General features: G+C 58.8%; 10 protein-coding genes. 7 read left to right on the top strand and 3 right to left on the bottom strand.

The features are described 5' to 3' along the window. Window positions 1-14 precede the first annotated feature (14 nt). Complete coding sequence (locus tag GC125_RS18105; RefSeq protein WP_151986931.1) at window positions 15-1,091, bottom strand: YeiH family protein; 1,077 nt, start codon at window positions 1,089-1,091, stop codon at window positions 15-17. 124 nt (window positions 1,092-1,215) lie between these two features. On the opposite strand from GC125_RS18105, the gene GC125_RS18100 reads away from it, so the two are divergent. Continuing rightward, on the top strand, window positions 1,216-2,118 hold the full coding sequence (locus GC125_RS18100; protein WP_151986930.1) for a LysR family transcriptional regulator: 903 nt from the start codon (window positions 1,216-1,218) through the stop codon (window positions 2,116-2,118). A 20-nt stretch (window positions 2,119-2,138) separates the two neighbouring features. Here the strand turns inward: GC125_RS18100 and GC125_RS18095 are convergent, their stop codons facing one another. Continuing rightward, on the bottom strand, window positions 2,139-2,444 hold the full coding sequence (locus GC125_RS18095; RefSeq protein WP_151986929.1) for a hypothetical protein: 306 nt from the start codon (window positions 2,442-2,444) through the stop codon (window positions 2,139-2,141). A gap of 427 nt (window positions 2,445-2,871) precedes the next feature. Between GC125_RS18095 and GC125_RS18090 the strand changes: the two genes are divergently transcribed. The 3 genes from GC125_RS18090 (at window position 2,872) to GC125_RS18075 (ending at window position 7,169) form a co-directional block, all read left to right on the top strand. Then, window positions 2,872-4,221, top strand: a complete 1,350-nt coding sequence (locus GC125_RS18090) for a tyrosine-type recombinase/integrase (RefSeq protein WP_151986928.1) — start codon at window positions 2,872-2,874, stop codon at window positions 4,219-4,221. Next, window positions 4,218-5,009, top strand: coding sequence for a hypothetical protein (locus GC125_RS18085; RefSeq protein WP_151986927.1), 792 nt, complete (start codon window positions 4,218-4,220; stop codon window positions 5,007-5,009). The genes GC125_RS18090 and GC125_RS18085 overlap by 4 nt, the downstream gene beginning before the upstream one ends. Window positions 5,010-5,825: 816 nt before the next feature. Next, complete coding sequence (locus tag GC125_RS18075) at window positions 5,826-7,169, top strand: hypothetical protein (RefSeq protein WP_151986925.1); 1,344 nt, start codon at window positions 5,826-5,828, stop codon at window positions 7,167-7,169. Between the two features lie 1,212 nt (window positions 7,170-8,381). Here GC125_RS18075 and GC125_RS18070 read toward each other — a convergent pair. Further along, on the bottom strand, window positions 8,382-9,335 hold the full coding sequence (locus tag GC125_RS18070) for a LysR family transcriptional regulator (protein ID WP_151986924.1): 954 nt from the start codon (window positions 9,333-9,335) through the stop codon (window positions 8,382-8,384). Window positions 9,336-9,430: 95 nt separating this feature from the next. Here GC125_RS18070 and GC125_RS18065 point away from each other — a divergent pair, with 95 nt between their 5' ends. The 3 genes from GC125_RS18065 to GC125_RS18055 are packed head-to-tail and all read left to right on the top strand — an operon-like array spanning window position 9,431 to window position 13,139. Next, window positions 9,431-10,177 (top strand): class II aldolase/adducin family protein, encoded by a 747-nt coding sequence (locus tag GC125_RS18065; RefSeq protein ID WP_151986923.1) that lies wholly within the window; start codon window positions 9,431-9,433, stop codon window positions 10,175-10,177. Between the two features lie 47 nt (window positions 10,178-10,224). Continuing rightward, entirely contained in the window at window positions 10,225-11,193 is a 969-nt protein-coding gene (locus tag GC125_RS18060) for a TAXI family TRAP transporter solute-binding subunit (protein ID WP_199864636.1), read from the top strand. 11 nt (window positions 11,194-11,204) lie between these two features. Further along, a complete protein-coding gene (locus GC125_RS18055) occupies window positions 11,205-13,139 on the top strand; it encodes a TRAP transporter permease (protein WP_151986921.1) in 1,935 nt (644 codons plus the stop codon). Window positions 13,140-13,173: the final 34 nt, after the last annotated feature.

Below are 13,173 nucleotides of genomic sequence, written 5' to 3'. Positions count from 1 at the left end.
CGTCAGACTGAACATCAGATTGCGATCAAGACGAACGCCGTCACCGAGATGAAAACCCAGGAGACCGCGCCCAGCGCAAGCGGGCGTAGTCCCTTGGCTTTCAGTTTGCCGATGTCGGTCATCAGACCCATCGCTGCCATCGCTGCAGCGAGCAGCATCGATGTCGCTGCCGAAGCGCCGGTGGTCACGGCCGCGGGCACTGAGATTGCGCTGTTCAGCACCACCATCGCCAGGAAGCCCAGCACGAACCAGGGCATAGGCACCCGTGCCTGTCCGGCTTCTACCCCGCCGTCGACGTCCCGCCGTTCACCATCGCGCCAAGCGGCCCAGTAGCCGAGCGAAAGCACCAGTGGCGCCAGAAGCATCACGCGGCTGAGCTTGGCGATCGTGCCGCTTTCCAGCGCTTGTTCGCCGCCCTGGAACGCCGCGGCGAGAACTTGCGCCACCTCATGGATCGCCGCTCCGGTCCAGAGCCCGTAATCGTCGCTTCCCATCCCGCTCAAAGCAGCGACCATCGGAAACAGGATCATCGACAGTGATCCGAAGAGCGTCACGCAGGCAACCGCGTAAGCGACGTCCTCATCGGTGCCGCGCGTCACTGTGTTCGTGGCGAGAATGGCCGAGGCGCCGCAGATGGACGTGCCGGCGGCGATCAGTTCGGCCAGTCTGCGGTCGACACCGAGCAGGCGTCCGGCCATGCGCGTGAAGAGAAAGCAGGCAATCACCGTGGCCAGGATGATGAGAACGCCGCGTCCTCCCACGGAGACGACTTGTGCGATCGTCAGCTGCAGACCCAGCAACACGATCGCGAAGCGGAGCACTGGCCGAAGAGCAAACTGAAGCCCCGGTTCCGCCGCGATGGGCTGCTGGATGACGAGGCGGATGCTTATGCCGAGCACGATGGCCACGATCAGAGGGCTGAGAAACGACAGCCCGGAAGCGGCGACGAGTCCGTAAGCCAGCGCCGCGATCCCGAAGCTCAATGCCAGCCCAGGCAGGATGCGCTTTGGCCCCGCCAATCTGTCGCGTCCGGCGATGCCATCCTTGCGCTGGCTGGAAACGACAGGTGCGGGCTGAGGTGCAATGGACATGAAGGCGCTTGGTCTCGGTGTAGCGATCGCCCCTTATCCACCCGCAGCATTCGATCGATCCATCGAATAGTGTTTGTATGTTCGTTCGATTTTATTTGTTAATGCTGCTGTTGGGAGAAATCACATGACACTCGAGCAGCTGCGTATTTTCCTGGCGGTCGCCACCCATCAGCACGTAACGCGCGCCGCAGAGACGCTTCACCTGACGCAATCGGCCGTTTCCGCCGCGATCGCCGCGCTCGAGACGCGCCACGACGTTCGGCTCTTCGATCGTGTCGGACGCCGCATCGAGCTGACGGAAACGGGCCGCCTGCTGGTGCCGCAGGCAGAGGCAGTGCTGGCCGCGGCCGACACTGCAGCGTTGATGCTGGCCGACGTCGCCGACACCACGACGGGCCGGGTTCGTATTCATTCCAGTCAGACGGTCGCGAGCTACTGGCTGCCGGAGCGGCTGGTGCGCTTTCATGAACGATATCCGGGCGTGGCGATCGAACTGACCGTCGCCAACACGACGCAGGTCGCCCTCGCGGTGATGGAGGGCAAGGCAGATTTGGGCGTTGTCGAATCATCCGTCGCGCGGCCGCATCTGACCACTGAGGTGGTGGCGACCGATCAACTCGTCGTCGTGGTTGCGCCTGGCCATCCATTCGCGACCGCCGGCAAGGCGCCCATCGCAAAGTTGAAGGAAAGCGACTGGATCCTGCGCGAGCGCGGCTCGGGCACGCGCGCCGAATTCGAGGACTGGCTGGAGGACAGGGGCAGCGCGCTCGACGAACTCAGGGTGACGCTCGATTTGCCCTCCAACGAAGCGGTTCTAGCGGCGATCATAGCGGGGCGCAGTGCGACCGTCCTGTCCGAACGCGCAGCCATGGCAGCATCCGCAGCCGGCCTCGTGGTGATGCTTCCGCTCGAAGGCGCGGAACGTCAATTCTTCGTCATCCGCCACAGCGACCGCCACCGTACCCGCGCGACGATGGAACTGGAGAAAATGCTGCTGCAAGAGGCGGCCCCTCAGCCGTTACGCTGAGCGAACCCTTGGCGCTCAAGTCACAGCAGCGTCGTGATGACAAGCCAGAGCGCGGCGATCGTGCGATAAAATGTTTGCCTTGCTGCACCCGCCTGAACCGCGCCTCTCCAGACGGAGATCGTGATGAAGATGTTATAAGGCATGGCGATGAAGTAGATCACGAGGATCAGAGGCGTCGGGTAGTCCTGCGCCAGCAGCATCATGGCGGCGACGAATGTCGCGAGTGTCACGCTCGTTCCCGTCAGCAGCATGTCGCGCCAGAACACGGTCTCGATACGGGCAACCCCTGAGAGCCGGCTGTCGATAAATGCCTTCACCGGTCGCATGCGTCAGCTCTCGATTGTCCGGATGCTCGGAAGGCAGCTTCGCCGTCTGCCCATCGCGCAACGCGTGCCGATCTACGATGAAGCGAAGTCGTTTGAAAGCACAAAGAGCACAGCTATCGCTCTCACCACGAGAACATCTGTCAGGATGGCATGCGTCGGCCAATTCAACGCTGCACGCCGAAACACACATAAGTGGAAAGGCTGTTGAATGGCGCGCCCGAAAGGATTCGAACCTCTGACCCCCAGATTCGTAGCTTGATTTTTGGCCTTTCATGGCCTTTCACCTAGTTGCCTGATCTTGCATTAACCAACTGATTTAATTTGCATATTCCCATATTGAATTTGACCGCCTATTCTCCCAATTCAATGCACGGTGGTGACTCGGTGGTGACTCGAGCACCGCGCAGCAGACGGGAGATGTTCTGAAATGCCGACACTGAAACTGAGCCGTCGTCATGTTGCCGCGATCGGGCCGGTCGAAAAAGTCACGACCTACTGGGACACGGAGCTGGGTGGTTTTGGCCTCAGGGTCTTTCCGTCGGGAAAAGCGTCGTGGATCTGCGAGTATCGTGCCGGTGCAGGTGGGCGCGGTGCTGCAAAGCGCCGCCTGACACTCGGGACCGCCGACGAGACCATGACGCCAGAAATTGCACGGTCTTATGCAAAAGACATTCTCGCCCGTGTCCGGCTAGGTGCTGACCCGGCGGCGGAGCGCGCCGAAGAGCGGGCGGGCGACACCCTCAAGGATGTCGCTGAAGCCTGGTTCAAGCGGCACATTCTGGCCAAGCGAAAGGCCAGCACTGCTGCCCATTACCGGCAGGTGCTGGAAACGCATGTCTATCCACGGATCGCATCAAAACGGGCCGTCTCGCTGACACGTCAGGATATTGCGCGGATGCACAGCGACATCGCAGAGAAGGCCCGCGAACCGCGCCGGTCAGGTGCGAAGAAGCGGGCCTCGTCGTCGACGGTGCGTGGCGGCACCTATGTCGCCAACCAGGCCATCCGGATTCTTTCGTCCGTCTTCAACTGGGCGGCAGACACGGGCTTCGTCCCGGAAGATCATCGCAATCCCGTGACGCGCATCGAGAAATTCGAAGAGGTCGGGCGCGAACGCTTCCTGTCACGCGAGGAGTTGGGGCGGCTCGGCGCGGCGATCACTGAGGCCGAGACCGTCGGCATCGAATGGGTCGTCGATGAAACCAAACCCACCGCCAAACATATCCCGAAGCAGCGCCGCACATTCATTACACCCCATGTTGCCGGCGCCCTTCGGCTGCTCATCTTTACCGGCATGCGTCTGCGCGAGGTACTCAATCTGGAGTGGACGCATGTCGACCGGGACCGTCGGATTTTGCTTCTGCCCGATTCCAAAACCGGCAAAAAGGCGGTTGTGCTCTCTGATGCAGCATTCGATCTCATCCTGGGCCTGCCTCGCATCGGCCGGTATGTCATCGCCTCGGACAGCGCCGGCGCTCCTGACGAACGGCCGCGCGCTGATCTGAAAAAACCCTGGAAACTCGTCACGACCCGCGCAGAGCTGGACGGGCTGCGCCTTCATGACCTGCGCCATTCCTTCGCGTCCTTCGGTGCTGGCGGTGGTTTGGGCTTGCCTTTGATCGGCGGACTGTTGGGTCATTCAGATCCGAAGACAACTGCGCGATACGCCCATCTGGCGACGGATCCGCTGCGTCAGGCAGCCAATGCCATTGCCGGATCGATTGAGACATCGCTCAACGCTAACGCCAAGGTCGTCCAGCTGAGGAGGTCGGCATGACTGACGATTTGATCGATCAGTTCTCGGATGAATTCGACATCTTCAGTGTCGTTGACGGCAGAAACTCGCAAGAGCGACGACGCCAAAAGCAGTTGCGGTTCAGGCTTTTTCGGCTGCAGCTCTATCTCGAGCGAGGCAACTGGAGCCTGAACGAGGCGGCTCATATTTTGTCAGGACTTGATCCGGAGTTTCCAGTCGACAACGCGACGCGAGAGGACGGAATAGAGCTTCGCTGCTTGCCAGGTCTGGACATGCCGCAGGGTGAGCAAAGACTGATTGATTTTTATTCTGAGCGCAAAGATGCAGTCGAAAAAGCGAAGGCACGGCTGTCGACGATAAATGATCTGAGTACTTTGAGCGTCGCCACGCTCATCAGCAAAGCTAAGGCAGCAGGTTTGAAGCCGCATTGGCTAGAAACGGCAGAACACGACCCGGAACTCTCTTCTTATCTGCCTGAAATGACGCCGGACAAGCCGGAGGAACCCCCACACAAAGATCCACGAGAAATCGCTCGTTTAGGTGGCGTTGCCCGATACGAGCGGACGGTTCACGAGTTGATCCCGTTTATTGACAATTTTCTGGAGCGAAGGATTGCTACTGGCGATATCAGCAAATTCTGCTTCAAATCCGGCAAGCTTTCGCCTCGAAAAATTGCAAACTCTATTGCGGAGTGTCAAGACCTCCCAATAAATCCATATAAAAAAAATATGTTTACTGTCGAGACAATAGAGAAGACTGTTTCGAAAAGTTCATTTTATAAAAACCTGGTCGAAATGAGCAAAAAGTAGGGCGGTCGCCCGCAAGTTCTATTTTGAAAAATGGGTCGTCCGCGGCAGTCGAGAGCGGTGGCTGAGTGGCGGTGCCATATCGCTGCGCAACATTCCTTGTCCTAAATTCTTGAAGTGCCAACAAGGACGCGAACACTGAAGCAACAGACGCGTCTCTTCCTGATCAGCACGTTCTTGGCTGAATAGCTTGTCATTCAGCAGAGGCGGCGACGCGGAATTGACCGATCAAGCCTATCCCTCAACGCTCGTCTGGATTCGCTCTGGTTTAGCCTCTGCACGCGGTGCATCAGTCTTCGCGCATTTAACGGAGCATCGACTGACGACGTCGCAAAGAAAATGCGTCCGCTGGAAAATTATGCGTCTGCCGGCAGGGCGCTCGATACTATCGGACGATCCGTCACAATACGGCTCCATCACGAACGGAGCCATCCAATGAAACCCAGTCCGTCACAGGCCCGCCAGCCGTTAAAAACGGCTGACGCAGCGACTCCCGCCTATCCTCTCGCTCCACTGTTGGTCGAGACAAAGGAGGCTGCAGCCATTCTCGGTCTCAGCGTGTCAACTCTTGAGAAATGGCGTTTCTTCAACACGCCCGGTACGCCGCGCGTCGTCCGCATTGGGCGGGCATGCCGATACAGGCTGGTCGATCTGAAGGAATGGGTTGCGCATCTAGATGAAGCAAGGCCGGGCCCGGCCGCTGACGATCATTAGCCGAGCGGCCAGAATAGCAACGACTGGCGCCGCAATGCAGCGAGGACCTTCTGCGCGTCATTGCAAGGCTAACTTTTAAACCAGAATCCGAAGAACAGGTAAGCCGTGGCTCAGCACGACGATTTTAAACTTTCATGGGCCGTTGGCTCAGACCGAAACTTTGCCAGAGCGACCAACAAGTTCGGCACTTACGCGCAGTTGAAAGATCTGGTGCGCCAGCCGCTCGTCACAGGCGAGAACCGAAGAGCTTTCGACAGGATGTCGAAGGCCGAACGAGGCAAACTCAAATCAAAGGCTGGATGGATTTCAGGCGCACAGTGCGAAAGCGTGTGGAGGAACGAGCGCATCATCAAGCTACGCGATCTCGCGACGATCGACGTCAACTACGCCGGTCCGGCTTTGCCGATGAGGGTTCAGCAGGGCGTTTTCGGGATGTCCGACTACAAATTCCTTTGCCACTCGTCGCGCAGGCACACGCCCGAAGACCCGCGCCTCCATTTCTTTATCCCACTCTCTCGTCAGGTCTCCGTCGTCGAGTATGTAGCCATCATCCGCTATATCGGCTGGTTGATGGACGAGGAAATGAAGCTGGTCGATCCGGCATCCTACCGGCCGGCGCAGATGATGCTACTACCGACATGCTCGAAGGACGACGAGAAGCACTTCTTATTTCATGACAATGACGGCGAGCTGTTCGACGTTGACGACGCCTTGGAGAAAATCACCAAGCGCTTCGGCGTTTGGACCGACCTCAACAACCTGCCGAAGAGTGGCGAAGAAGATGAAATTCGCAAGCGCGCCGATAAGGTCGAAGACCCGCTTGCGAGACGTTGCGTCGTCGGCGACTTCTGCCGCGCCTACGACATCGCAGCTGCGATCGAGCGTTTCGTGGTCGACTGGATGGACCTAGACGGCCGGCGCCCCGAGCGCAACCAGCTATCGGTCGGATCGCTGCAGATGCGCGCGGCGCAGCCGGAAGGCGTCTTGTCGCTGACGCTCACCGGGGCCGCACTCGCAGCGTTCAAGTTGAAGCAAGCGGATGACCGCTTCAATGACCTGCACGAGGAGATTCGCGAGCAGATCCAGCTTTGGGCCAACGAGCCGCTGACGCAACAAGCTCTTAAAGCGGAATACGTCCGCCTTAGGGCCGCCTTCCCCGATGAGGAGGAAGAAACCAAGTCCAAGATCATGGTGCGTCGCACCGTCTTCCGAACCTCGGACGTGGCCAAGGTGTTTCTCGGGCAGTCGGAGCGTTGCCTGACGACCCAACAGCTGTACCAGCAGATCAATAAGGCTCTGGTCGGAGCGTCTGGTTGGACAAAAGAGCGAAAGCAACGCCGCGCCCTTGGGAAGTCAGGTACATGGTGGACCCGTAATGACGCATCCGGAATGGCTCGCAAATTGGGCTACGAGATAGTCGAGCCAGGCGATATACATGACATCATCTAGGGGAGAGCTTCCATGTTCTCACATCCTTGCTTCTGCACTGTGAAGTAGATCGCGAGGAATTGCCCGAGCGCGTCGAATTATGGGTCCGGAACGACCTCATCGTCAGCTTCGAACAGCTCCCCGAAGACGCTTTCCTCGTTACCTACAACTGCGGCACGGGTATCCGTGAGGCGGTTTTTACCGGCGTTTTGCTGCCTTGCGACGCTCGTTTTATCGAGTGATTACTCACACGGGTAACGTTACCCACACGGGTAAAACAGATCCGCAAAATTTGGAACCCTTGGCGCTCCTAGAAGGTTCCATGTTTTTCTATTCGATATCAACGGTTTACGCGAAATTTACACCTTCTGGAACCCTTTTTCGACCATCCGTTTAAGCGGCCGGGCTCTATGCGTATTTTTTCTGTTTTTCTGACCGTAGATGCGCAGCATTTGCTATTTTCTCTCTACTTTTCTCTCTAACTGTCTCTACTGAATAAAGAGGGTTCCTGAGGGTTCCAAAACGCTATAACGAACTGATTCTTATAGAAAAAAAGTGGAACCCTCAAGCCGTTTTTCGAGGGTTCCTGAGGGTTCCTGAGGGTTCCACGACTGCGGGTATTACCCACACGGGTAATTGTGTGAAAAACCGCGCACCAGGTCTCTGATAGACCGGCTCTCGATCATGGGCCTCTGACGGTCGAGCGGACTTATGCTCAATCCGAGCAAAAGGACATCAAGCGCCCGAGAGCTTTACTTCGGCTTTACTATAGGAGGGGATTTGCTGGAAGTGAGCATAAGCGGCACCATGGGGCCGGATCTCGGCGCTTTGTCAGTCTGAGGTCTTGACGTAACGGTATAACATAGCAGGGGGGGGTCGTTTACGGCTGTGAGTAGCCCGAAAAATGTCGCGAACCACGGCTCAACGCACCCCCCGGCCGACCCTTCACACGGGGAAGGACCCTAGCGGGGAACGTTTTGTTATATCGGTACGGGTATGACGGGCACAGGTGAGGCCGCACATTGGTCGATGTCGTCGACGGGTAAGGCCGGGCACAGGTAAGGCCGGGCGCTGAGACGGTTGACTGCCAGTCGATCTCCGCCATGCGTGGTCAGCGAGGGGCCGGGCTCAGCAGGCCGGACCTGTTTAGCAGGCTTGGGCAGAGCTTGATGGCTTCTGCCTTTGCCTTAAAAACGGCGGAACCGCGGTCATCGAGATCGATACGGCGAAAGACTATGCGCCTTCCATGGTCGGGGCTCTGCGAAGCGGCTCCTGACCCTTCAATCCGCGGGTCAGCTCTTCCATCAGCGATACCTGGAAATGGGAGAGCTGCTTGCCCCTTCGCCTGACGAGATAGACCGGGACGCGCAGTTCCATCCCGGGTGTCATGATCACGCGCAACGTTCCCGCATCCAACTCGTCGGATACAGACGAGCGAAACAAAAAGGCAGCGCCAGCGCCAGCGCGAACAGCCTGCTTGATCGATTCGGCGTGCCCGAATTCCATGGCAATGTGCTCACGTTTTACGCCATGACGCGCGAGACAATTCTCTTCGATCTCGCGCCGCGGCGTGCCGGATTGCGCGGTGATAAAAGGCAGCTTGGTCAGCTGGGACGAACTGAGATTGCTGCCACCGATCTTGGATTTTCTGGATGCCACGAGGATTAATTCCTCATCCATGATCTTGTCGACCTCGAGACCCGCAGTCTCGTGGCGCGGATCCAGAATGGTGTAGGCGAAATCACAGTCGCCGATATGGACGGCGTCCGTGACGGAAACTGGCGTCGCAACACGGACCGAAATCTCTCCTTTCGAATAGACTTCGTGGAACTTCGAGATCAGACCCGGCAGCACATAGGAACCGAGCGTCATGGATGCCCCGACCGTCGCTTTGCCCACGAAGCCGCGCTGGAAGTCCGCCATTTCCCGTTCCATTTCGCGGGTCCGGCTCACGATTTCACGCGCCCAGTTGTAAACGCGTTGCCCCTCCTCTGTGAGGGTGACCTTGCGCCCGGTCCGTCCCGTCAAAGGCGCACCGAACTTCTCGGCGAGCGCTTTCACATGCGCCGACACAACCGGCTGAGCTATGCCCATACGCTCTGCGGTGCGCGAAAAACTGCCGAGTTCCACGACAAGGCAAAAGACCTCTAATTTATGAATCGAAATCTGCGAGATCAAAGAGCGCATAATAGCTTCCGGGCTATAGTCGGTTAGCAACTATATATTCGATACCGGGCAGGCGGCAAGTTAGGCTCCCTTCAGCAGATGGAGGGCCACCCAGCATGAACCAGCACATCACGCCTCAGGGCGACGCAGCAGTTTTGGACGCGACATTGACCGGCTTGGTCATCGCAAACCGAATTCTCGCGCGGGAAGACGTCATTGACGATTTTGGGCATATCAGCGTCCGCAATCCGCTCAATCCGAATACCTATTTTCTATCGCGGTCGCGCAGCCCTGCCGTCGTGACCCGCAGCGATATCATGGAATTTACGCTGGACGGCGAACTCGTCGGCGACGATCACCGCCGGCCATATGCCGAGCGTCACATCCATGGCGCAATCTACAAGGATCGCCTGGACGTCAACTCGGTCACGCACCACCATGCCCGGTCGGTTCTGCCGTTCACGATGGTCGACATCTCGCTCCGGCCGATGTTTCACATGGCATCGGTCATCGGCAAGGATATCCACACCTGGGACAGCCAGGACGAATTCGGCGACACCAACATGCTCGTCGACAGCATGGAAATGGGCCACTCGCTGGCGCGAACGCTCGCGAACAGCCGCGTTGCGCTCTTGCGTGGCCACGGCTGCATCTGTGCCGCCGCCGACATTCGCTCGGTCATCATGATTTCGATCGCGCTGAAGGATAACGCCGCACTCATCCAGCAGACGAGGCAACTGGGAGAGGTGACGTACCTGACCGATGGCGAGATCGACATGGCCAGCAAGATGCTGCTCAGCGAAATGCCCCTGGCACGCGCCTGGGACTACTGGGTCGGCCGCGCCGGTTTTAGCGGCCTTTAGAGAATGAAGGCCGCTGGATGGGAGATCCGCCGGCCGATCTTGGAAACATGGAGGAGACCAACATGAACTATCACATTCTTTCGGGCGTTTGCTTCGCGGCAGGCCTTACGTTGACCGGAATGGCGAACGCACAGTCACTCGGCATCGGAGCGGGTACCCAGGGCTCGCAAAATTACGCGGTAAATGCTGGCTTTGCCGAGTTCCTGTCAGAGGAACTGGGTCTGGACGTGCGTGTCCAGGCGTATGGTGGCTCAGGCCAGTCCATGCCGCTCATCGATGCCGGCCGACTGGATCTTCAACTGGTTCCCAGCCCCGACTTCGCCGCTGCCGCGTTCGGTGACGAGCCGTTTGACGGCCGTCCATTGGAGAACATCCGGGCGATCGGTTCGCTCAGTTCCTCAGCCTACGGTTTCATGGTTCGCGCCGACTCGGACTACCGGACCGTGTCCGACATTGATGGACTGACGATCACCTATGGCTTCGCTGCTCAGCCCACGCTTCGGCTGCAGGTCGACGGCATTCTCGCCGCCGGTGGTCTCTCGATCGACGATATGAGCGAAAGTAACGTCCCCTCGGTGCCTAACGGCGTCGACGACCTGATCTCTGGCAATGTAGATGTTGCCTTCTTTGCGCTCCAAGGCGGCAAAACGCGCGAAGCAGACGCAGCGATCGGCATTCGTTGGCTTGCTGTCGAAAACACGCCCGAAGCTGAAGATGCGATGCAGGAGTTCGTGCCGACCTCATACATCAAGGTCGTCCCTGGAGGGTCTGCCCCGGGTGTCGAAGAAGACACGCCCATGATGGGTTACGATTATGTGCTGACTGGGGGTGCGCATCTCGATGATGAGGTCGTGCGCCAGATTGTTGAACTCCTCCATGACAACCCTGACAAGGTTCGCGGGATCCTCAACACGTTCGCCGAGTTCGAACCAACTGATATGGCACCTCAATTCGAGGGCATCGAATATCACCCGGCGGCGTCTGCCTATTACCAAGAGATTGGCTTGATGGACTGAGGCTTAGGCTAATGTCGCTTGAAGAGACCAACGTGGAAGAGCCGCATCGTGGACCGCTTCTTTGGCTGGAACGGTTTAGCGGCACACTGATCGTGCTGCTGTCGATCGGCTATGCCGGAGATCTACACCGATATCTCGGCGTTTCCGTATACGATGCGCAGCTTCTGGCGGCAGGTCTGACATTGGCACTGACCACCGGCTTTCTGGCAATTGCCAGGACGTCGGTGGGCAGCTTGTTGAAAGCCGCAAGCTTACTGGCCGCCGCCGTTACGCTCGGCGTCGGCCTTTATCTCGCCATCGACTACATCAACATCACTATGGAGGCGCCTTACCTACCTTTTTGGCTGGTAGCGCTCTCTGGTATCGTGTTGGCGGCACTCATGCTCAACGTCGTGCCATCGGTCGGCATGGGCATCTTCGTCGTCGTACTTCTCTTCATGGCATACGGCCTATTCGGACATCTCATGCCGGGCGAGTTTCGCAGCCGGGAGACGATGTTTTCTGAGCTTGCGATCTACCTGGCGACCGACGCAAACGGCATGCTTGGCCAAGCGCTCAAAGTCGCCGTCGTCATCGTCGTGCCGTATCTCCTGTTCGGCAAGCTGCTCTCGGCGTGCGGCGCTGCCAACTTTTTCAATGACGGCGCGCTAGCGCTGATGGGCCGCTTCCGTGGTGGGCCAGCGAAAGTAGCGGTCACCGCCTCTTCGTTGTTCGGCTCGATCTCCGGGAATGCGGTAGGGAACGTTGTCGGAACCGGGGTCGTGACCATTCCGATGATGAAGCGCGCCGGCTTTTCGCCCGCTTATGCCGGTGCGGTAGAAGCGACGGCATCCACCGGCGGACAATTGGTGCCGCCTGTCATGGGCGCAGCCGCCTTCATCATGGCCGACATGATCCAGGTCGACTATGTCGAGATCATGCTGGCCGCGCTGCCTGCCGCGATCCTCTACTACGTCGCGATCTTCATCAACGTGGACCTGAGGGCGGGCAAGCGCAATCTCCTGGCCGTGCCCGCAGATTCGATCCCGAGCGGCTGGGGCGCACTGAAGGCCGGCTGGCATTTCATCATCCCCTTCGCGGTGCTGTTCTACGCGCTCTTCGCTCTCAACATGCGGCCTGAACGAGCGGCAGTGCTGGCGACCGTCGTTCTTCTCGTGGTCAGCTTCGTGATGGGCTACAAAGGCCAGCGCATGCGGGTCCGCGAAATCCTGCCCCTGATTGCCGACACCGGACGATCGGCACTCGACCTGATCATCGTCTGCGCGGCGGCCGGGATCATCATCGGCGTGCTCAACATTTCCGGCCTCGCCTTCAATCTGACAATGAACATCGTCGCAGCCGCCGGCAGCAATGTCATCGTACTCGCCATCATCACGGCGCTGATCAGCGTGGTGCTCGGCATGGGCATGCCGACAGTCGGCGTCTACATTCTGTTGGCGACGCTCGTTGCGCCTGCTCTGGTCGAAGTCGGCGTGCCGGTCATCGCGGCGCATCTCTTCGTCTTCTATTTCGGTCTGCTGTCGATGGTGACGCCGCCGGTGGCGCTCGCCTCCTTCGCGGCGGCAAACATCGCAGGCGCATCATCCTGGGCAACGAGCATCGAATCCATGAAGCTTGCCTGGCCGGCCTACATCGTGCCGTTCCTGTTCATTTTCACACCGGCGCTGATATTCGACGGCACTTGGCTCGAAGTGATCTGGACCTTGGCCACCGCCATCCTCGGCATCTATATGGTGACCGCGGGGATCGTCGGCTTCTTCCGACGGTCGGTGAACCTGGCCGAACGGGGGATGCTGGTTGTGGCGGGCATTCTTGCGCTGCTGCCGGCGAGCATCCTGCCGGGCTTCATCTGGACGGATGTCGTTGGAGTGATCGGCTTCGGGATCCTATGGGCGATGATACGACCCGTCGCGCAAGCGGAGCCGGCAGAAGCCCGCGCAGGCTGACCTAACGAACGAAAATGGCCCGCCGGTAAGCGAC

It is taken from the genome of Rhizobium sp. EC-SD404 (genome assembly GCF_902498825.1).
GTDB lineage: Bacteria > Pseudomonadota > Alphaproteobacteria > Rhizobiales > Rhizobiaceae > Georhizobium.
This window is presented reverse-complemented; position numbering and strand designations above follow the sequence as displayed.